This is a genomic window from Tenacibaculum agarivorans, assembly GCF_001936575.1.
In the GTDB taxonomy this organism is placed as follows: Bacteria; Bacteroidota; Bacteroidia; order Flavobacteriales; family Flavobacteriaceae; genus Polaribacter; species Polaribacter agarivorans.
Genome location: NZ_MSMP01000004.1, coordinates 188,854 through 211,365 on the forward strand (window position 1 = coordinate 188,854; position 22,512 = coordinate 211,365).

18 protein-coding genes and 2 tRNA genes are annotated in these 22,512 nt (G+C 30.4%); 10 read left to right on the forward strand and 10 right to left on the reverse strand.

Features of this window, described 5'->3' with window-relative positions:
• Nucleotides 1–52: 52 nt before the first annotated feature.
• From BVC87_RS04660 to BVC87_RS04685, 6 genes are all read right to left on the reverse strand, one after another.
• Nucleotides 53–3,091 (reverse strand): type III restriction-modification system endonuclease, encoded by a 3,039-nt coding sequence (locus BVC87_RS04660; protein WP_075341187.1) that lies wholly within the window; start codon nucleotides 3,089–3,091, stop codon nucleotides 53–55.
• Between the two features lie 81 nt (nucleotides 3,092–3,172).
• Nucleotides 3,173–4,078 (reverse strand): Abi family protein, encoded by a 906-nt coding sequence (locus BVC87_RS04665; RefSeq protein ID WP_075341188.1) that lies wholly within the window; start codon nucleotides 4,076–4,078, stop codon nucleotides 3,173–3,175.
• Between the two features lie 163 nt (nucleotides 4,079–4,241).
• Complete coding sequence (locus BVC87_RS04670) at nucleotides 4,242–6,113, reverse strand: site-specific DNA-methyltransferase (RefSeq protein ID WP_075341189.1); 1,872 nt, start codon at nucleotides 6,111–6,113, stop codon at nucleotides 4,242–4,244.
• Nucleotides 6,110–6,880, reverse strand: a complete 771-nt coding sequence (locus tag BVC87_RS04675) for a DUF4391 domain-containing protein (RefSeq protein WP_075341190.1) — start codon at nucleotides 6,878–6,880, stop codon at nucleotides 6,110–6,112. The genes BVC87_RS04670 and BVC87_RS04675 overlap by 4 nt, the downstream gene beginning before the upstream one ends.
• On the reverse strand, nucleotides 6,881–10,039 hold the full coding sequence (locus tag BVC87_RS04680; RefSeq protein ID WP_075341191.1) for a helicase-related protein: 3,159 nt from the start codon (nucleotides 10,037–10,039) through the stop codon (nucleotides 6,881–6,883).
• Nucleotides 10,040–10,240, reverse strand: coding sequence for a helix-turn-helix transcriptional regulator (locus tag BVC87_RS04685; RefSeq protein ID WP_075341192.1), 201 nt, complete (start codon nucleotides 10,238–10,240; stop codon nucleotides 10,040–10,042).
• Between the two features lie 113 nt (nucleotides 10,241–10,353).
• On the opposite strand from BVC87_RS04685, the gene BVC87_RS04690 reads away from it, so the two are divergent.
• Nucleotides 10,354–10,554, forward strand: a complete 201-nt coding sequence (locus tag BVC87_RS04690) for a hypothetical protein (protein ID WP_075341193.1) — start codon at nucleotides 10,354–10,356, stop codon at nucleotides 10,552–10,554.
• A gap of 378 nt (nucleotides 10,555–10,932) precedes the next feature.
• Complete coding sequence (locus BVC87_RS23335) at nucleotides 10,933–11,106, forward strand: hypothetical protein (RefSeq protein WP_159439317.1); 174 nt, start codon at nucleotides 10,933–10,935, stop codon at nucleotides 11,104–11,106.
• A 125-nt stretch (nucleotides 11,107–11,231) separates the two neighbouring features.
• Here the strand turns inward: BVC87_RS23335 and BVC87_RS04695 are convergent.
• Nucleotides 11,232–11,313: transfer RNA gene (locus tag BVC87_RS04695), tRNA-Leu, on the reverse strand.
• A gap of 126 nt (nucleotides 11,314–11,439) precedes the next feature.
• Here BVC87_RS04695 and BVC87_RS04700 point away from each other — a divergent pair.
• The 3 genes from BVC87_RS04700 (at nucleotide 11,440) to BVC87_RS04710 (ending at nucleotide 13,791) form a co-directional block, all read left to right on the forward strand.
• Nucleotides 11,440–12,702: a phage integrase SAM-like domain-containing protein gene (locus BVC87_RS04700; RefSeq protein ID WP_075341194.1), complete on the forward strand. Its 1,263-nt coding sequence runs from the start codon at nucleotides 11,440–11,442 to the stop codon at nucleotides 12,700–12,702.
• A 67-nt stretch (nucleotides 12,703–12,769) separates the two neighbouring features.
• Nucleotides 12,770–12,979: a hypothetical protein gene (locus BVC87_RS04705; RefSeq protein ID WP_075341195.1), complete on the forward strand. Its 210-nt coding sequence runs from the start codon at nucleotides 12,770–12,772 to the stop codon at nucleotides 12,977–12,979.
• Nucleotides 12,976–13,791, forward strand: a complete 816-nt coding sequence (locus tag BVC87_RS04710) for a hypothetical protein (protein WP_075341196.1) — start codon at nucleotides 12,976–12,978, stop codon at nucleotides 13,789–13,791. Before BVC87_RS04705 ends, BVC87_RS04710 begins: the two co-directional genes overlap by 4 nt.
• A 224-nt stretch (nucleotides 13,792–14,015) precedes the next feature.
• Here BVC87_RS04710 and BVC87_RS04715 read toward each other — a convergent pair whose 3' ends face one another.
• Nucleotides 14,016–14,678 carry a hypothetical protein gene (locus tag BVC87_RS04715; RefSeq protein WP_075341197.1) on the reverse strand — a complete coding sequence of 221 codons (663 nt, stop codon included), beginning with the start codon at nucleotides 14,676–14,678 and terminating at the stop codon, nucleotides 14,016–14,018.
• Nucleotides 14,679–14,778: 100 nt separating this feature from the next.
• Between BVC87_RS04715 and BVC87_RS04720 the strand changes: the two genes are divergently transcribed.
• Both BVC87_RS04720 and BVC87_RS04725 read left to right on the forward strand, forming a co-directional pair.
• The gene (locus tag BVC87_RS04720) at nucleotides 14,779–14,994 is read left to right on the forward strand and encodes a helix-turn-helix domain-containing protein (protein WP_075341198.1); all 216 of its coding nucleotides are present in this window, start codon (nucleotides 14,779–14,781) and stop codon (nucleotides 14,992–14,994) included.
• Nucleotides 14,995–15,158: 164 nt separating this feature from the next.
• A complete protein-coding gene (locus tag BVC87_RS04725) occupies nucleotides 15,159–16,163 on the forward strand; it encodes a hypothetical protein (protein WP_075341199.1) in 1,005 nt (334 codons plus the stop codon).
• Nucleotides 16,164–16,342: 179 nt separating this feature from the next.
• Here BVC87_RS04725 and BVC87_RS04730 read toward each other — a convergent pair.
• Nucleotides 16,343–16,424, reverse strand: a tRNA-Leu gene (locus tag BVC87_RS04730).
• 102 nt (nucleotides 16,425–16,526) lie between these two features.
• The gene (locus BVC87_RS04735) at nucleotides 16,527–17,027 is read right to left on the reverse strand and encodes a hypothetical protein (protein WP_075341200.1); all 501 of its coding nucleotides are present in this window, start codon (nucleotides 17,025–17,027) and stop codon (nucleotides 16,527–16,529) included.
• A 115-nt stretch (nucleotides 17,028–17,142) separates the two neighbouring features.
• Here BVC87_RS04735 and BVC87_RS04740 point away from each other — a divergent pair, with 115 nt between their 5' ends.
• The 3 genes from BVC87_RS04740 (at nucleotide 17,143) to BVC87_RS04750 (ending at nucleotide 22,510) form a co-directional block, all read left to right on the forward strand.
• Nucleotides 17,143–18,528, forward strand: a complete 1,386-nt coding sequence (locus BVC87_RS04740; protein WP_075341201.1) for a dipeptidase — start codon at nucleotides 17,143–17,145, stop codon at nucleotides 18,526–18,528.
• Between the two features lie 80 nt (nucleotides 18,529–18,608).
• Nucleotides 18,609–20,510, forward strand: a complete 1,902-nt coding sequence (locus tag BVC87_RS04745; protein WP_075341202.1) for a DUF3857 domain-containing protein — start codon at nucleotides 18,609–18,611, stop codon at nucleotides 20,508–20,510.
• A gap of 17 nt (nucleotides 20,511–20,527) precedes the next feature.
• On the forward strand, nucleotides 20,528–22,510 hold the full coding sequence (locus tag BVC87_RS04750) for a DUF3857 domain-containing protein (RefSeq protein ID WP_075341203.1): 1,983 nt from the start codon (nucleotides 20,528–20,530) through the stop codon (nucleotides 22,508–22,510).
• Nucleotides 22,511–22,512: the final 2 nt, after the last annotated feature.

Consider the following 22,512-nt stretch of genomic DNA (forward strand, 5'->3'; position numbering starts at 1 on the left):
CAAACTAATGTTTGCAATTTGTTATAAATGATAATTCTACATAGTTTATCTATTATGATATAGCATGATTTTCGACTTCATCCATACTAGCAGCAACAATCATTTCGCTATCTAAAGCTTTAAAATGCTTTTTACCACAATCTATTTTCCCTTGCTCTTTTGGTCTTAAATCAAAAAGTCCTGTGCTTCCTTTGGATTCTACCACAAAGAATAATTTTTCTTCTTGCTCATCTTTCCATAGGATTGCCCAGTCTGGATTATAAGTTCCTAAAGGGGTATCTATTTTAAACCAGTTAGGCAATTTAGCATATACCGAAATATTCTCGCTATTTTCAAAGTCGTTTGCCAGAGTTGATTCTACTTTTGAATCGTACACTACATAGTCGTAAGGTGATTTTGTACTTTCTTTTAAATTATTCTTTAAATAACCAAATAACTCTTCATTTTCAAACAATTCTTGACTGTAGTATTCTGTATCGTCAATCCTTTTGTACTGAATACCATCAATAATGTGCATTCGCATTTGCTCATTTATAATGTCAATACAGCCTTCAATAAACTTTTGAGGATTAATCTTGAAATATCTTAACTTATTAGTTCCTGTAAGTATTTCAACTATCGATTTTCTTGTTAATTGCGTTTCATTCTGTAAATAACCAACAATATCTGGAAGCATTTCTACTTCTTCATGTAAAGTTTCAGTTCTGGTACTATTAGCGTTTACCTCTGCTTCAATTCCTCCAATATCAATGGATACTGATGCTTTACTATAATGTAGTTTTCCTCTAGTAATCTTCAATCTGTCATCCAGCGCATTGATACATTCTTTTACTAAACTAGCAGAATCAAAATCTACAGAAAATGTTGTTTTATATTTTACACGCTCCCAAAGTTCTTTAAATTCTAGACTGTCTAAAACTCGCTTGTTAACCTTAACTTGTTTCTTATCGTCTTTATTTTTAATTTCTAGTTTACCAGCAGCATCTTTTAAGTTGCTCAATACCTGTTTTAAAACATGTTTATTTTCGGTAATAGCTTCTGGTAAGATTACTTTATCTTCTTTAAGGTGAATGCGTAATTCATCTTGAACTTTTCCTCTACCATCTATATAGCCTTGAGCCAGTAAATGTTTAAAAAGCTCTTCTGACTTCTCTTGTCCTAAATAAACTGGTGTTTCATCTTCAATAGATAATACCACATTTGCAAAACTGTGAGACTCCAGTATTCCAAAACGAATTCCAGTGTCTTTTTCAATTTCTTTCTGAAGGTTATCTACAAAGTCGGTATAAGACTCCGAAGCCATTACCGTAAGCGTATTTACTTCGTGACCATATACACGTTTTCCTTCTTGATTTACGCACAAACGCAAACCTCTACCAATTTCCTGTCGCCTCCTAATTTCTGAATTTCCAGCATCTTTAAGTGTACAAATTTGAAATACATTAGGGTTATCCCAACCTTCTTTTAAAGCTGAATGTGAGAAAATAAATTTAACTTTCTTTAACTTGTTTTTTCCGTCATAAAAAGATAATAAAGTCTCTTTGTCTTTCATGATGAGGTTGTATGTATCCTCGTCTGCTTTTACACTTCCACTAGTATCTTTAAAATATTCAAACTTATCTTTTTTGTTACTAACTTTAGATTTTTTGTCGATTGAAAAATAACCGTTATGTACTTGGGACGCATCCTTTTCATCATCGGTTATTTCGCCAAATAGGCTTACGTATTTTGGCTTGGTAATAAGTTTTTGATATTCTGTTTCAAATATTTCGGCATATTCACCGTTATCGGCATTTCCTTCTTCATCGTACACACGATATTTAGCAACAGAATCAATAAAGAATAAACTCAACACTTTAATACCTTGAGGATTTAATACTAATTCTTTGTCTAAATGTTCTTCAATGGTTTTACGAATCATTGCTGTTTTTACCTGTTTTTCATCTACAGCTCCAATGGCTTGTCCTAAACGGATAACATCTTCTTTACTTGTAAAATCGATATATTCATTTCCTTCAACCGCATGAATATCTTTTATAATATAACCTTCGTATTCAACTCTATCGGTAAGTTGTTCTAAATCTTCATTTTGTTTTACGGAATACGTTTTTCTTTTAATGCTCCCATTTACAAAAGCATCAACTTCTACTTTTGCTACTGGATAACCTTTACTCACTTTAACACTAACTAATCGAATATAGGCTTGGTTGTTTACACCTTCGGTTTGAATTGAACCAATTTCAATTTGCTTTACCAGCTTTCTATCGTAAGCATCAATAGCATCCAACTTGTACATAAGGTTTACTTTTTCCTTATGAGTTGCAGAATATCGAACAATAGACAAAGGGTGTAAACTCTGCACAGCTTTCTTACGAATAGGTGTACTCATGGTAGTTTGAGGCTCATCTATAAATACAATTGGATTGGTGTTTTTGATGAGGTCTAATGGTTTATAACCTAATGTATCATTATAACGGTGAATAATATTGGATTTGTTGTCTTTACTCGGGTCTTTAAAACTTTTAGAAAAAGCATCAATATTTATGACCATAATTTCTAAACCATCGTTGGTAGAGAAGTCACGGACTTCATTTAACTTACTACTATCGTAAATAAAGAAATTATAATTAACGTTATCATATAGCTGTTTAAAATGCTCCTTGGTAATTTCCAACGATTTGTAAACTCCTTCTTTTATAGGAATAGAAGGCACTACAATAATATGTTTAGAGAAACCATATTTGCGGTACAGCTCCATAATGGTACGTAAATACACATAGGTTTTTCCTGTACCTGTTTCCATCTCAATAGTAAAATCTAAATGATTACGGTTTACCTCAGCACGCTCGGAAGGTTTTAAGCCGTTAGCTAATTGAATATTTTGAACGTTCTCCAACAACTTACCTTCGCTTAAGGTTAAACGGTTACCGTAACCCATTTCGTTAAAAGCAAAGTTTTGTTGTTTTGCTAAAAACTCTGGTGAGTACACTGTAAAATTAGCCTCACAGACTTCTTGTCCTTGAAATATGTCTACTATAGCGTTTATGGCTTCCTGTTGGTAGTCTAACGCTGAATCAAATTGAATTTTCATATCGTTTAACTGTTGCAACGACTCCTGTTGCTTATTTGTTGTTAAATGTTGCTTAAGACTTTATTTATGTTTCTTAAACAGTTAGTTCCATAACGGATGGTCTTTCCATCCTTCTGGAAAGCCCATTTCTTTTTCTTGTTCTAAAGGGCATTTTGCCATTAGTTTTTTTAATTTTTTCTTAAAATGATGATTAGGGTCAATTTCTCCTAACATATAATTTACGCAGCAAAGTGTTGCATATAATTTATTTGCATAGATACTATTAATTTCAGCCTTTGATAAAAACGTATTTGTAGTATGATATGGTAATTTAGGTATTGCCGATAATCTTCTGTTCCATAATCGTCCATGATGCGCACAAATATTTCGCAAGCTTGAAAAACAAAACATCCAGTTTTCTAAAATGAAAAATTTGGGCAAGCCAAAACTTCTGCTTATAGTTTCCTTTTCGGGGCTTTTCTTTAAATTCTGATAAAATTTAGAAAGTGTCCCCATACTCGCTACCTCTAAACTCATCCATGATGGTGGTTGTGAAGGTGAAGAATATTTTTCTTTATAGTGTTTTATAAATGTCTCATCACTTCGCTCTACTTCTTTATTTAAGGTTTCAAGATGTTTGGCAAACCTTGCAATGTCTCGAAACAAATTAGGGTCTGTTTGCCAGTGACTTCCATGAGTTAAAGCAAAATGATAAATAATTTGAGTACGTAAGGCTATTTCTATTTTCTCTATGGCATCAAAAACTAACAATCGTAGCTTCCTATCGAATTTATACAGTTTAATAATAGTCTCGAAATCCACATCAACAATAAACGGATGGTTAGGGTCATCATTATTTTGAAAAGGATAAGTGTAAGCTCTCAATCTATAAAAACTTATACGAGACAAGGTGTGTTCTGCTACAGCTTCATCTTGAAAGCTTAACCCTCTGTCTTTAAGTTTTTGAATTTGTTCTGGAAAAGGAACGGCTGGTTTACTATATTTCATAGGCTATTGTTGTGCTTGAAGATTAACAAAACCTATAAAAATCGAAAACTCGCCCAGGTGCGCTGTTCTTTTGGGAAGCGTGGCGAGTATTATTACTGCAAATATAAGAAGTTTTGTTAATATAATGTTCATAACGTTTGTTAAATTTTCTTGCAAGCAAAAGTTAGATGCTCTTAATCTCGGTAATACCGTAGCGCTTAAGGGTTTGTACTGCATTTGTTTTTTCTACATCGGTGAAGCCTGTGTCTTTAAAAATAACACGGCAAACTTCTGGGTTGAGGTCTTCTTTCCATTTCCCAATACCCTCGGTTACTTTGCTGGTTAGGTTATCTCCTAAACAAATAAATAATGCTCCAAAACCAACATTAAACACCGTTTTACCTTCTATAGTTTTTTCTTCTATAGGTAAGGTAAGGTCTAAACCGTATTTTAAGAGTATCTCGTACAATACGTCTTCTTCTGTTCTATCATCTTTTATATTGCTTACTGCATCCCAAAGGTTAGCCTCTAGCTCGTTGGGGTTACCATCCCAAGTTTTTATATTACTACTGTCTAGTTTAAATACTTTAAAGCCGAGGTCAACATTTGAATTAAGATTAACTTCTTTGATTTTTCTTAATCTATCTTTAGCTATCTCTGGAATAGTTTTATAATTTGCCTTAGAAGCCTCACTGTTTTCTGGACAACTTTCGGGTAATTGAACCATAATATATTTAACATTCCCCTCGTTTTCAACATTATACTTAATAACCGAATGAGCAGTAGATGCTGAGCCAGAAAAGAAATCAACTACAATGTCATTGTTATTTGGTGCCGACATCAATAATAAGTCATTCATCAACTCAATAGGCTTAACATAGTCAAAATATGACCTCTCAATTTTGAAAAGATTTTTTATGGTCTCTGTACCTTTGGCATTGATATAATCTTTAGTGAATAATGTTGTAAATTGCTTTATTCTTGGTGAATCATCTCTTAATTTCTCATAAACTATGTAAGTACCATTTTCTCTTTTTTCATAAATAACATCACCATCTTTAACTTTCTGATGCATTTTTTCTTTACCAAGTCTCCATCTCCCATCACTTCCATCATTCCTTATAGGGAACACTTCTTCACCATTTGGTCCAGATATAGCAAAATACATTGACGGTGAATCTTCTCTTCTCGAACCAGCACCCCATTTATTCAACTCTCTTCCTTTAGCATATCTCCCTCTTTCATCTTCTAAATTAAGAACTATTCCATCCACCTCTCTACCTGTAAAAGAAATTTTGTTAATATTTTTAGAAAAACAAATAATGTAATCATGGGACACTCTAATATTTTTTGATTGACTCCCACCCCTAATTGCCTCTCTTATTATTTCAGCAATAAAATTTTCCTCACCAAAAATTTCATTCCCAATTTTTTTTAAATTTTCAACCTCATTATCATCAATACTCATAAAAATAACACCATCGTCTTTTAGTAAATTTCTGGCTAAACGTAAACGAGGATACATCATGTTTAACCAATTAGAATGGTAACGTCCGTCACTATCGCTATTGGTACTTAATTTATTACCTTCACTATTTAATTGCCCTGTAAGTTCTTGGTAATTTTTTAGGTTGTCTTTGTAATTGTCTTTATATACAAAATCCTTACCTGTATTGTATGGCGGGTCTATATAAATCATTTTTACTTTACCTGCATAAGATTTTTGTAGCAGTTTTAATACTTCCAGATTATCACCTTCTATGTAAAGGTTTTCAGTAGTATCCCAATCTAAGCTATCTTCTTTTACTGGTCTTAATGTACCTGTACTGGGTTTGTGAGCTTCTCTACGTGCTTGTGCTTTACCAGCCCATGTAAAACGGTAGTATTCATCTTCGTCTTCTATAGCTTCGCCCAAAACGTCTTGTAGCACTTTAAAATCTATCTTACCTTCGGTAACAATTTCTGGGAACAGTTGTTTTAGTTTTTCTATGTTATCGGCTACTAAATCCTTGCTTTGGGTTAGGGTATCGCCTTGTTCTATTTTTTCTATGCTCATGTTGTGGTGAGTTGTTGTTTAATGTCTTCTATTTCTTGTCTCTTTTTCTGTATTGCTACATTTAAAGCTACTTTATTATTTAGTTGTTTTTCTTTACTTAACTGGCTTTTTAGGCTGGTTATTTCGGTTTCTATGTTTTCTATAGCTAAAAGATTAGCCATGTCTTCTTCAGTACGTTTTTGGTTACGTTTGGTAAAAGTACCTATGCTATGAGCTACTTGGTATTGCACTACAGTCTGTATATAGCTTTTGTAAGTGGTTTCTAGATTGGTTTTGTCCAGATTATTAAATTCCAAAGCATTAAAAAATGCTAAGGTCTGCTCGTTTTTATACAATTTAGATAAAGTTGAGGTATTGAAATATTGCTCTACTACCAGTTTGTTGTTATCTACTTGGTTAATGCGTTTTTCAGCTACATTAATTATAAAATCGTTGCCATCTTCAACTACCAAAACCACTTGATGTGCAATGTATTTTTGGATGAATTGTGTACAACTATCAGCATATTTTCCTAATTGATTATTAGGTAAAGTACAGCTAATAATTAAAATATTCTCATAGCTATCAGTTTCTGTTAATACACTTGGAATGTTACTTTTTTCAAAATTAACTTGCGCTACTATTTCCATAGCAGTAATGGTGTTGTTTAACAACTTCTTTTCAGTACTTGTAAGGCTGAAATTTCGTAGAAAAAAAGCTTTGGTTAAACGTTGGTTTACAAGGCTGCGCTCTGGTATTTTAAATATGTTATTAAACGAACTACTCATTTATTTTATAATTAAATAACTCACCAATTCCAACGCATCATCATTATTTGCGTTTTTGTTTAACAAGTTTACCATACCACGAGTAGCTAACATATCTAAACCAACTTCTTCCTGTACGCCAGCTACCTCTTTTATACACTTTTTTAATAGCTTGGTATAGGCTTCCATTTTTTTAGTGGCTTTGGTTTCTTGGTTAAATCGAGCAACCAAATCTGGTAATACTTTATCGTTGCCCATACATAGCTTTCTAAAATAATCTAGTGCTACTCTAGTTTGCGTTGCCGCAAGCATTTCCTCACCATCTAAACTGGCATAAACTAAAAAATATGGATATAAAATATTGTTTTTAAGCTTATCGTTTATGGCGTTACTCGTGTCTTTTAAACAAAAGATTACACCTTCTTTTATACTAGGTAAATTAGATTTTACAATAGCGTAAGAGGCTGGTGGTATTTCGTTTAAAGCTTCAATTTGCGTATCGGTACTTTTTTCTAAATCGATTTTAAAATCATTAAAGGTCATATCTGTAATAGAAATATTTCCGTTAATATCTTCTAAATCTAGCACTTGGTTTTGCAACTGTTTTAATTGGCGTTTACGATAATCTAAATCTTGCATTTCACGGCTGTTTCTTGAAATAATATTATCTTCTCCTGTTGCTGAAACATCTAGCATTACCATACGTCCTTGCACTTTAGCTACCAAATCGATAAAGTTATCCAGCTCCATACTAGGAAAGAAGTTAACCAATTGAATTTGCTCATTAATAGAACCAATTCGGTCTATACGCCCGAAACGTTGAATGATACGCACTGGATTCCAGTGAATGTCGTAGTTAACAAGGTAATCGCAGTCTTGTAAATTCTGACCTTCTGAAATACAATCGGTACAGAATAAAATATCTATCTCACTGGTTGCCTCTGGGTATATGTCTTTACGTTTTTTTGAAAGTGGTGAAAAATGGGTTAGGATGGTGTTGAGGTCGTTTCTACAATCTTTCATATTGGTTTTGTTCTGACCAGAACCCGTTACCAATGCAGTATTTAAACCTTTTTCAGCTTTTAACCAATCTTTTAATTCGTGGTACAAATAGTTAGCAGTATCGGCAAATGCCGTAAATACAATTACCTTTTTATTATTTCCATTTAATGGGTTTTCAATTTTATCGTTTATTAAGTTTTTAAGCTTCAAAAGCTTTGCATCACGTTTCACATCTATTAACTTAATGCTTGCCAATAAGCTTGTTAAAACGGCTTTATCTTGCTTTAAATCCTGTTTCCAACGTATGCTATCAATATCTTGAATAAGTACTTTGGTTTTACCTCCAATTAACAAGTCTTCCAATTCTGTATCATCTATATCAATATCGGTTATGTTTATATCTAGGTCGATATTACCATTTTGATGCTCTTCTAACTGTTTTAAGTTTGAGTTTACCAAACTTATTAGTTTTTCTACAGTAAGCTTAAACGAGTGTATAGAACTTTCTAAACGTTTTAGAAGGTTTACACGCATTAAGTAAATTAAACTTTGCTCACGGTCAACTTGTTTAAATACGCTACCTGTATGGGTTTGCATATCATATTTTTCCTCATAATACTCTCGTTTATCTGACCTTACATAACCTAGTGGTGTATATGAAGCCAGCGTTAAGGTGCTTATTTCATCGTAGATTTGCCCAATATCCTTAAACTGATTTTTGGTATCAATTTCTGGATGAACCGTAATTGGTGTTAAACGATTTGGAAACTTACCAATATCAGCGGTATCGTAATACTTTTCGATATGTTTTCTTGACCTTGCAATGGTTAGCATATCCAGTATTTTGAAATATGCCCCATCTAAATGTTGCATCAATTCATTAACATCTAAATCATCTGGGTCACCGTCCCGAAACCAATTGGTAAATCTGCGTTGTGAATCCCTCATAACTTGAGTTATACTATCAATACCATATGAAGTAAATGCAGCATCATCGCCTTCTGTAATAAAGGAAATCTGATTTTTAAGGTCATTCATTTTATTATTTACAGGAGTAGCAGATAACATTAAAACTTTGGTTCTAATATTTGCCTTAATAACATCGTTCATTAAACGTTTATAGCGAGTCATTCCCTTTTTAGTAGGGTTATTTCTAAAATTATGAGATTCATCAATCACGACTAAATCATAATTTCCCCAATTAACAGTTTCAAGGTCTATGTCTCCAGACTTTCCACGCATTCTAGACAAGTCTGTGTGATTAAGTATATTGTAGTTTAACCTGTCTTCAGCTAGAATATTGCGTTTGTCATTTAAAGTGTAAACCGTCCAGTTTTCTCTAAGTTTTTTAGGAGCTAGTACTAAAATTCTACTATTTCGTAATTGATAATATTTAATTACACCAAGAGCTTCAAAAGTTTTACCTAAACCAACGCTATCGGCTATAACACACCCTCCATAAGTTTCTATCTTTTCAATAGCACCTATCACGGCATCCTTTTGAAAATTGTAAAGTAAACTCCATATTTTTGAGTTTTTGAAACCTACTTTTTCAAGTTTTTCATCTGCTCTTTCATTAATCGTAGAATAACGGAATATTTCACGAATACAATATTTATAAATGGCTTCTCCTGTGAAGTTTGATGTGCCTTTTTCAAGTTCTTCAACTACAACATCGTTTAATGACTGACTACTATTATCCCATGAATTTAAAAATAGTTTTAAATAGGTTTGATTGGTGTCTTCAATTGAATTTATAAGAACAGGAAACTCTGACGACAATACCCCCAAACTAATCGAATCTAAATTCAGAGGCGTTAAGGTAAAGCATGTTGAACTATCCTCATTTTCAACAACAAGTATGTTCTGGTTTGCAGTGCTTCCTTTTCTGAACTGGATTTTATCCTCAATTAAGCCAATTACTTGGTTTATTTTATACTTCCTATCTAATGCTAAATTTAGTTTTTGTTCAGCATCATTCTGTATAAATTTGAACTCCCCTTCGGTCTTGAGGTCTAATAGTATATTTACTTGGCTAGACTTTTTCAGTATTTCTATTAATTCAAAAACCGCAAAAGCCGTAAAGTAATTACAACTAATATAAACCTTTGATTTTTCATTAATTAAATACTTTATCTCATCAATTAACAAGGTATCTTGATTATTTATTAATTTCATTTAGCAGTTTTTTTTATTATCGATAAGCAAATCTTTAACACTAACATTTAGCAATTCGGCAATTTGATAAAGCACCTCGACACGAGGCTGCCTCCTATTTGCTACATAACTGTTAACCATATTATAGCTTTTACCTAATTTTTCCGCCAGAAAACCTTGCTTAATACCTTTTTCTTGCAATACTTCTTTTATACGATTCATAAAGGTATAGTTTTAGAAAACTAAATATAAAACATTATCTCATAAAATGAGATAAAACTTACAGAAAAATAGTCTTTTCAATTGCAGCTGCATATTTATTATAAAAGACTACTATGAAACAGAAAACATATTACAAATTTGCTGAGGTTTTAAAACTAACTGGCATAAGCGAACGCACGTTTCGTTACCGTATTAAAGAACTCAAACAAAAATACAAAGACACTCCAGACTTACTATATAAGAAAAAGCATAGTTGGAGAATACATGTTTCATTACTAAATGAATTTAATAACAAACGATTAAACAAAAACTAGACTATGGAAATAACTATTGAAAATATTGAACTGCTTTGCACACCACTAACAAAACAGCTATTAATAAATTACGTAAAAACTCAATACGAAGAAAATGCAGACCTTAGTAACGAATCGCTACGAATAGAATTACTCTGGCTATATAATAATAATTCCCTAGACCAACTCTTTTTAGGGGAGTACCTCACTAGCGAGACAAACCTAGTACAATAATTTTGAGACCCTTCTTACATATTAGTTTTCAATTCTTAAACAAAGTGGATATAATGCCTTTTATACATTTTTTGAACCTACAAGCACACCTATTCGCTAACATGCAATTAATAACAATACTCCTATATCGCTTTATTTAAAGGGTTTTTAACGTACCAATACTATATGGCAAACAAACAGGACATAAATGACCAGATAAAACTAAAGAAACATGCAATTAGTTTAGAAAATGATTCTAATAAACTAGCTGGATTACAAAACGATTTGAAAATTCTGGAGCTAAGATTGCAGATTGAAACTTATAGAGAACGTATTGAAAATTTGAGAAACAAGAATTGAATTCAATATTCTTTAAATCAATTCAAATTGAAGCACTAGCAATTTTTCGGGGTAAAAACAAGGGAATATTAAAAATAAAAAAGCCCTAACAACAACATTGCCAGAGCTTTAATTCTTTTTTATTGTACGGGTGAAGGGAGTCGAACCCCCACGCCTTGCGGCACTAGATCCTAAGTCTAGCGTGTCTACCAATTCCACCACACCCGCTAATACTAGACTAAATACTACATCCGTAAATGTTCCTATAAATTTGGTAGCGCAAATATACATAAATTCTTAAAACAATATATTTTTCAACTTTCTACGCTTTAGTGTGCAAATATTGTGCAAAAAATGGCTTCAATTAAATTCATCTTTAGGAGTAAGAAAAACTTCGCTCCTTTAACATTAAGATTTTCTCATAAAGAGAATAATTTTAAGATTGATATATTTATCAATACAGGGTTTAATTCTAATAGAGAATATTGGTTTGATTCTAAAAACAAACAATTAAAATATCCTAAAGCTTTAAGCAAGGAATCCTCAGAAGTAAAAACAAAGCTAATTCAACTAGAAGAATTTATTTTTAACAGATTCAATCAAGATTTTAAATTGAAAAACATTAATAAACCTTGGTTACAAGAATGTATAGATATATTCTTTGGAAGAAATAAGACTAAAGAAGAAAAACTTCCGACTACATTAGTAGGTTATATCGCTCATTATATTAGTAAAGCGCATACGATTAAGAACTCTAAAGGTACTTTTGGCTTATCTAAATCAAGAATTGACGATTTTAAAATACTAAAGAAGTTTATAACTGAATTTCAGGAAAATAATATTATCAAAATCATAGATGTAAACCTTGATTTTAGCAATAAGTTTACTAATTGGATGACTAAAATTAAGAAATATGCTTCGGGTTATGCTGGTAGAATGTTAAGCGCAATTAAAACAGTTTGTAACGATGCTTTATTTCATGGTTTAAAGGTTAATTCTCAACTTTCTAAGGTTACAGGATATAAAACTAAAAACGAATTTATAGTCGTTTTAAGCTTAGAAGAATTGGAGAGAATAAAACATATTGAACTCCCTTTAAAAAGCCTTGAAAATGCCCGTAAATGGCTCCTATTAGGCTGTTATACAGGTCAAAGATCAGGAGATTTACTTAATATAAATCTTAGCAATTTTCATACTAGAAATGACTTAGAAGTTATTGAGTTAAAGCAACAAAAAACAAGTAGTTTAGTTACAATTCCTGTTCTTGATGAAGTAAAAGAAATAGTTAACGACGGATTTCCATATAAAATAAGTCAACAAAAGTTTAACAAGTATATAAAAGACATTTGCAGACTTGCCGAAATAAACGAGTTAACAGAAGGATTTCTATATAATAAGAATACTAAACGACGTGAGTTTGGAAAGTATGAGAAATGGAAACTTGTATCTACTCATATTTGTAGGCGTAGTTTCTGTACGAACAACTTCGGAAGGCTTCCAAATTACTTAATTATGAGCGTTACAGGACATTCTAGCGAAAAAACCTTTCTAGGCTATATTGGCAAAACTTCCTATGATTATGCTAAACAATTTAAAGAACAATATGAGAAAAAGTAATTACAAAGACAGAATAAGGAATAAAATAATTTTGTATTGGTACAAAATTTGTTCTATATTTGATAATATGAGAAAAAAGTCATTTTTTAAAAATGTTATTTTAGGTAACACTAGAACTAAACAGTTATCTGGAGCTTCTGTAAGAATTGCTACAAATAAATATCTTTCTGAAAGACTTTACGAAGCTATGGATAAAAATAAATCTAATTTTGAAATAAAAGATGAAAAGGGTAAGACTTATAAAGTACGTCAATTAATACCAGCAAATAGAAAATGAATATAGCTGCTGTTAGTTTAGCTATTTTTATTATTGTTTTACCTGCAATTTTAGCTCGTAGAATTTATTTCACTAAAGAGTTATCTAAATCCTTCACAGATAAAAATACTTTACAAGAAATTTTTAGCTCCCTGTTTTTAGCAGGCTTTATACACTCTTTTTGGATTACCATTGTTGAAAATAGAGGATATAAAATTGATTTTGACATAATTTTAAAACTATTATTTAATGCAAGAGCAATAGATAGTTACGACAGTATAAGTGAAAACATTTATTCCATAATTAAGTATTTTTCTTCTATCACGGTTATTTCTGTTATTTTTTCTTATTTATTAAGAAATATCATTAGGTATTTTAAAATTGATAGAAAAACTAATTTATTTCGTTACGACAATAATTGGTACTATTTATTTTCAGGAGAAGTTTTAGATATAACCGAATATAATAGTGATGATACAATCTCTTCTAACGATATAAATCAAAGACTTGTCGATGTATTAACTAAATCTAATAGTGAAGAGATTATTTATAGAGGAACTTTAGTTGATTATCAACTAGATAAAAACAACTCTGTAGAGTATATAGTATTAAGTTACCCTAGAAAAAAAGTTAATGGAGTGAATAAAACAATAACAAGTAATTACTTTGTTATACCTTATGATGAAATTTTAAACATCAATTTGAAGTATATTTCAACTGAATCAGAATCTTCAGAAAACACAGAAAATGATAACCCACAGACAATTGAGGATACTGAGAATTTGACAGAAAATGATAACTCCCAAACAATTGAGGATACAGAGACTTTGTAGGAAAGACTCAATATTTGGTGGATGGGAAATAAAGAATGAAGATTTACTATATCGTATAAATAAATACGAAGAATTGGGCATAAAGCCTTAATATTAAGAAAATATTCTTGTACAAATCTCGGTAAAAGTTCTACTTATAATAGAATAAGAACACCTTACCGAGATTTGTACAAGATTTTTTAAGTTATTTAGAGTTACTTCTTAAGGATTTCTTTCCTTAGGTCTTAGAAATCCTTAATAGATTTGTACTTCTTAATTCCCGATTCCTTAATTAGATTTGAAGAAATTCTTATCCATTGATTTGAAACTTTTTTATCATTATCATTTTGCTCAAACATAGCCTGACTAAAGTCTGGTGTAGTAACAAATTTTATAATTTCTTTTAAGGTTTCTTCGTTATCTAACTCTGAAACAAAAATCTTTCTTTGCTTAGTATATTTAGAAGGGATTTTATCCGAGCCAGCGGGATTTAAAATATAATAATCGTATATCTGTGCTAGAAATTTTACTCTACGTTTTTCTTCTCCATTAAGTTTTAAAACTAAAGTCAATTCTTGTATTGATAATTGAAGATATAAAGAGTTTCTATACTTACCTTTATTAGATATTTCTTTAGACTTTCCTAGGCTCTTTTTTCTGCCCCATATTGAATTAACTTCATAGTTTAAAGGAAAACCTTCATCATCGGTTAAAGACCTCTTAGAATTGCTTAAATAAGCTTCTACGAGCTTAATATCTTCTTCTCTAGAAGGTTTATTTACCTCTGTTTTTTTGACCTCAGAAATTTCTTTTTTTGGTGATAATTCTAAGGATTTCTCTTCTTTTTGTGTGCTAGTTTTACAAGAAACTAAGAACAATATTACAAGTAATGTAAAATAATTTTTCATAAAGTTTTATTTAGATTAATTTCTTTCAAAGATAGAAGAATTATTCTTTTTGCGTCCTTTCGTCCGCATTATTTTTTACAACTATGTATTCATTTGTTACATGGATATAGACAAAGAAGTTTGTAATTATATAGCTAAAGAATGGGTGAATAAAAGTAAGTCTAATAGAAACTTTGCTTTAGATCATAATATTGATGAGAAAACCGTTAGAAAAATACTTCAAGTCAACGGTTATAGAATGCCTCTAAGGACTTTATACAAGATTTGTGAAGCAAGAAACATAAAACTAGAGGAATTTTTCAAACTAATTGACTGATAACAAACTGATAGAAAAATAAATTATAAAGTGCTTTAACTTTTGAATAATTATTGTCTAAAATCATAATTCACATTAGTTATATTTACACTTACAGTAATTATAACTCAGTTTAATAAAAATAGCTATATAGAATAACACAAATTTAAACACTATTCCTTTTTATGGTTTTAAAAAAATATATTGAAGAAGCACTTGTAATAGATAGTTTTCACGAAAAACACTCTGAAATTTTATCATATTTAAAAAACTTTTTAGAATCAGAGCAAATATTCATTGACCATCTAGACAAGTTAAATAGTCTTGATTCAAATATCGATACACTTACTAAAGAGATACTTAGCAACATGGTTAAATATATGTCTAGCTACAAACCATTTTCTTTTTTTGAAAAAATAAACGCAATTTACTCAGATATAAAGGAAATAGAAAGTATAAATTCAGAGAAGAAAGATTTCTTCTATCATATTACAGAAAAGCTTTGTGATTCTTTTAGCAATTGTAGAATTTACCCTGAAAGTCCATTTCTATACTTAATACTTCTATTTGAAATTCAAAAATTCTTATCTGAACTTAAAAGTATAATGTATGCAGCTGAACAAACAATAAATAATTTAAGTCTTAATCAACATAAAGTTGATACCAATAATTCAATTATTGACATATATATTATTAGTGAAAAAGAATCTTTAGACTCTTTTTCATCTTTTTTAAATCTTATCAACAATTTGTATAGTGGTTTATTACAAGCTTTTGAAATTCATTACGATGATTACCCTTTAAACATAATAAATATACAGTCAGGAAGTGTTTGGACTAAACTTTTTGGGAATACTAACATCATTGAATTAATAAAGGATTTAATATTCGGATTAGGACATTATATTAGAGATCTTCAAACTGGAAAAATTAGTAAAGAAGAGTTTGATAATCGTATTGATAAAGCTCAAGCCTTACTAGACCTAAGAACGAAAGCAATTCAACTTGGTGTAGATGAAAAAAATATATTATTAATTGATAAGGTTTTTAATCAAACAATAAATAATATATCTAAATCTTTACCAAAATCTACTACCGAAATACTTATTGATGAAAAACCGTTGTTTTCATTATCTGATAAAGAATTAAAAATGATTGAGGAAAAGAAAAAATTAATGAATAATAATTAGATAGTATATCTAAATTTTCAAGATCTTTTTTCTAAAATGAAAACCTTATAATAAATTAATTATTAATCAACATTAAAGCAATTTTGAAGAAATAAAGAATTATTGTGCAGATTTTGTGCAAACTCTATAAACTAAAAAATGCAATCAGTTAATTTTAAACTAATTGCATTTTAAATTTGTACGGATGAAGGGAGTCGAACCCCCACGCCTTGCGGCACTAGATCCTAAGTCTAGCGTGTCTACCAATTCCACCACACCCGCGTGTTTTTGAATTGTGGGTGCAAATATACACAAACTATTCAAATAACATAATATAATTTTTATTTCTATTACTTTTCATTAAAAATATAAATGATAAAAATGCTAATCTACTCGTTCAAAAACAATTCCAATATAATCACCAACATCTCCATGTATAAAGATCATCTTATTCTCACTTAAATGTATACATTTAATAATCATAATTCTTGAAATCGACACACCTGTTTCTTCTTTTTCATATGATCTCGCAAAACTCAATAATAATGTATTATCAGAAGTGTGCGTATACCTACCTCCTGCAAATTCATTTTTAACATCACTTACATTACCACATGTAATATTCCCTAAAGAAACTTCTACATCTTCCGTATCTTTAGAAAACACATATACATCATCTTGTACACAATCATTAAAAGTCTCGTCTAACTCTTGTAAATTATAATTAGAATAATAAGCAGTTATTTTCCATTTTTTTTCTCCTGTTCCATACATTTTACTCAAATCGTTCGTACGAACAGTTAGGTCTAATGTATCACCTGTATCGTCTGAACAAGAAATAATTCCAAAAATAATAAGACTTAATAGTAGTAATTGTTTTTTCATGTTTTAAATATACTGTTTGGGTTGATTTTTTATAAAACAAATCTTGTACCAAATATATACGTAAAACATATCTCTAAAAAATAAATTAACTTAGCATAGAAATAAACTTTTTACAATGCAAACCATACAAGAATATATAAAAACTCACAAAGACCGTTTTATTAATGAACTCATAGATCTTTTAAAAATTCCTTCAATTAGTGCGGACACTGCTTTTTCTCAGGATGTACTAAATACAGCAGATGCTATCATGGATGCACTTAAAAAAGCAGGATGTGATCATGTTGAATTATGCGAAACTCCAGGATATCCGATCGTTTATGGTGAAAAAATCATTGACAAGAATCTTCCCACTGTATTAGTATATGGACATTATGATGTTCAACCTGCAGATCCAATTGATTTATGGGATTCTCCTCCTTTTGAACCTGTGATTAAAACAACAACATTACATAAAGATGGAGCTATTTTTGCTAGAGGAGCTTGTGATGATAAAGGCCAGATGTACATGCATGTAAAAGCGTTAGAATATATGACTTCACAAGGAGAATTACCATGTAATGTAAAATTCATGATTGAAGGAGAAGAAGAAGTTGGTTCTGAAAGTTTAGCATGGTTTGTACCTAGAAATACAGAAAAGTTAGCGAATGATGTAATCTTAATCTCAGATACAGGTATGATTGCGAATGATATCCCTTCTATCACTACAGGTTTAAGAGGGTTGAGTTATGTTGAAGTGGAAGTTACAGGACCTAATAGAGATTTACATTCTGGATTATATGGTGGTGCTGTTGCAAATCCTATTAATATCTTATCTAAAATGATTGCATCATTACACGATGAGAATAATCATATTACTATTCCTGGTTTTTATGATAATGTTGAAAACCTAACGGATGCTGAAAGAGCTGAAATGGCTAAAGCCCCATTTTCTTTAGATGAGTATAAAAAAGCCCTAGATATTGATGCAGTTTACGGTGAAAAAGGATATGTAACTAACGAAAGAAATGCGATACGTCCAACTTTAGATGTTAATGGAATTTGGGGAGGATATATTGGTGAAGGAGCGAAAACAGTAATTCCTTCAAAAGCTTACGCAAAAATATCTATGCGTTTAGTACCAAACCAAGATTGGGAAAATATCACTGAACTATTTTCAAAACATTTTGTGAATATTGCTCCTGAAGGCGTAAAAGTTAAAGTAACACCTCATCATGGTGGACAAGGTTATGTTACTCCCATTGATAGTATCGGATATCAAGCTGCCAGTAAAGCTTACGAAAAAACATTTGGAGTTACGCCAATTCCTCAGCGTAGTGGTGGAAGTATTCCTATTGTTGCTTTATTTGAGAAAGAATTAAAAAGTAAAACTATATTAATGGGATTCGGATTAAACTCTGATGCTATCCATTCTCCAAATGAGCATTTTGGAATTTGGAATTATTTAAAAGGAATAGAAACTATACCTTATTTCTACAAATATTTTACTGAATTAAAATAGTAATACAAATAACTTCCAGCTTTTTAACTAAAAAGTTGGAGGTTGTTTTCTTTTTTTTACTTTTGCAAAAAAGATTAGTTATGAAAACCTATTTATTTTGCATTATTGCTTCTATTTTTTGCTTAACAGCAAACACCCAAAACTTTAATTTATCTTCAAATAATTTACCTGAGCTATTAACTAATGATGCCAATGCAATCGTAAGAAAACATACTATTGAGATTACTCTTGAAGCTGTTGATAAAATGGTGGTAAAAGAATTTAGAGCTGTAACAGTACTCAATAAAGATGGAAATAAAAAAGTTCAAGCTTATGTTAATTATAATAATGACACCAAAGTAAATAACTTATCTGCTAGAGTTTATGATAGCAATGGAAAAGAAATAAAAAAATATTCTAAAAGTAAGTTTAAAGATGTTAGTGCTGTAGATGGAGGTACTTTATATTCAGATTCTCGTGTAAAATATTTAGAACACACCCCTGTTGCTTATCCCTATACTATCATTTTTGAAAGTGAATATACAAATTCAACTACAGGGTTCATTCCTAGCTGGTATCCTGTAGACACCTATTCTACTTCTGTTGAAAGTGCTGAATACAAAATTTTAAACCCTCAAAGGTTAGCTATTAAAACCAAAGAAAAAAACTTTGGTACATATCCTATTCAAAAAATCACAAAAGATCCAATCCATTATAAAATAGAAAATCAACCTGCTCTTAAATACGAAAATAGTTCTATTGGTTTTTCTGAACTAATGCCTTGTTTATTAGTAGGTCTTAATAATTTCACCCTAAAAGGTGTGCCAGGAAAAGCTGATAACTGGAAAGAGTTCGGGCTATGGATGAACGATAAATTAATAAAACATAATGTTTCTTTAAATGAAGCAACTATTTCAGAGGCTAAAAACTTGGTTAAAGACATAGAGAGTGATATGGATAAGGCCAAAGCGATTTATGAATTTGTACAAAACAAAACTAGATACATCAGTGTACAAGTTGGTATTGGTGGCTGGGAACCTATTCCTGCTAAAGAAGTAGACAAACTTGGATACGGAGATTGTAAAGGTTTAACTAATTATACAAAGGCACTACTAGATGCTGTGGGTGTAGAATCTTATCATACACTAGTATATGCTCCAGTACATAAAGATATTGATAAAGATTTTTCTTCTTTACAAGGAACTCATATGATTTTAAATTTACCTAACAATGGTAATGATATATGGTTAGAATGTACCAGTCAAATTCATCCTTTTGGTTTTTTAGGAAGTTTTACGGATGATAGAAATGTACTAGTTATTACTCCTGAAGGTGGTATTATTAAAAGAACAACTTCTTATAAAAACGAAGACAATATTCAAACAACCAAAGCAAAAATTGAATTAACAAAAGAAGGAAATGTAATTGGTGATGTAGAAATTACATCCAAAGGAATTCAATATGCATATAAATTTCCAATAGAAAATAAAAGTGAAGAAGATTTAAAAAAGTATTACACATCTGATGTATGGTCTTACAACAACAATCTCGATGTTAAAAGTATAGAATTCCAAAATGATAAGGACAACATTGAATTCAAAGAAAATATATCTGTAACTATAAATGATTATGCAAAAATCAATGAAAATGAATTTCTATTTCGTGTTAATGTATTCAATAAAAACTCCTACATACCAAAACGATATAGAGACCGAAAATTTCCTTTAAAAATTGAACGTGGATATAAAGATGTAGATGAATTTACAATTACTATCCCTGAAAATTATAGCATCCAACAATTACCTCCTAAAAAAGAGTTAGACTCTAAATTTGGAGAGTATACTATGGAAATAAAAAAACTAGATGATAAAACATTATTGTATTCAAAATCTATATTCATTAAAGAAGGGGTTTATCCTAAAACAGAATACAATTCATACAGAAAATTCAGAAAAACTATAGCTAAACAGGAAAACTTAAGAATAGCACTACAAAAAAATTAAATTTTAAATCACATACTATGAAAAAGATTATTTTTCTCTTTGCCATTTTACTTGGCTTAACTTCTACATCTCAAGAAATTAAATTCGGAAAGATTTCTAAAGATGTCTTACAAGAAAAGTTTTATCCAATAGACTCCACTGCCACTGCCAGTTACTTATTAAAGCATAGAAAAACCTATTATGAATACAATTCAGCTACAGGTTTTCAAATTGTTAATGAAGTCCATTATCGTATTAAAATATATGCAAAGGAAGGGTTTGACATGGCTAATTTCAGTTTAGTGTATTACGATCCAAAAACTGGAGATCGCGATAAAATCACCGGTATTAAAGGATATACATTTAATTTAGATGAAAATGGAGAAGTTATAAAAACTAAACTGAGCAGTAATAGTATCTTTAAAGAAAAACTGAATAAGTATAGAAGTACTAAAAAAATTACTATGCCTGATATTAAAGAAGGCTCTGTAGTTGATTTAAAGTACAAACATATTTCTCCATACACACATTATATTGAAGAATTAAGTTTTCAAAACACCATTCCGATAAAAAAGTACTATGCAAAAATTGAAATTCCAGAATGGTATGTATTCAAAAAAATGAGTAAGGGATATTATGCACCATCTTTAAGATCAACTAGTAGAAACAGAACACTTTCTATTCCTAATCGAGGAACTTATGTCAATCAAGATCTAAAATATAATGTAGACGTTTATGAAGGAAATAATATACCTGCCTTAAAAAATGATGAGCCTTACGTTTCTAACGTTAGTAATTATTTTGGTGGAGTTAAATATGAATTATCATTAACTCAATTCCCGTTCTCTAGAATTAAAACCCATTCAAATACTTGGAAAAGTGTTTGTAATACAATCTTTAAGTCATCTAGTTTTGGTGGTGAATTAAGTAAAACCAAATATTTTAAAGATGATTTAAAAACAGTAATCGCTGATGCTACTACACTACAAGAAAAAGTAGTTCGAATTTTCGAATTCGTAAAGAAAAAAGTAAAGTGGAATGAATATAATAGTGTATATACAGATAAAGGAGTTAAAACAGCTTATAAAGAAGGTGTAGGAAATGTAGCTGAAATTAACTTAATACTAACTGCTATGTTAAGAGAAAGCGGATTAAATGCGAATCCTGTACTAGTAAGTACTAGAAAACATGGTATTGCTTTATTCCCTTCCATCAGTGGATTCAATTACATTATAAGTATGGTTGAATTTCCTAATGGGCAATCTATGTTGTTAGATGCTACCGAACCGTATTCATTACCTAATGTTTTACCTATTCGAGATTTAAATTTGAAAGGTAGAAAAATCACTAAAGAAGGAATTTCTGAGTGGGTAAACTTAAACTCTCCAAAACATACTTTAGAAGAAAACACTGTAAAAGTTAAGATTGATGATGATATGATGATGTCTGGGTTTGCACGAAAAAAAGAAACAAACCTAAATGCATTACTACATAGAAAAAACTATAATCATATCAAAAAAGAGGATCGTATTACAAAAGTTGAAGAAAAATACAATATCGAAATAGAAGATTTTAAGTCAACAAACCAAGATGAAATATATAAACCTTATATATCTCTTTATAAATTCAGTACTGAAGATTTAATAGAAGAAATTAATGGGAAATTATACGTAAATCCATTACTATTTTTGACTAATACTACAAATCCTTTTAAATCTAAAGAACGAAAATTTCCTATTGATTTTGCGACTCCTTGGCAAGAAAACAATAATGTGTATATACAAATTCCTGAAGGTTATCAAGTAGAATCTATACCAGAACAATTAGCCATCGGCCTACCTGATCAATTAGGTTTCTTTAAGTTTATCGTATCCGCAGATCAAAAAAACATAAGAGTAAACTCAAAATTACAAATGAACTCAGCTATTATAGCTCCTGTATACTATGAAGCAGTACAAACATTTTATAAACAAATAATAGATAAAGAGACCGAAAAAATTGTATTAACTAAAAAAATATAATT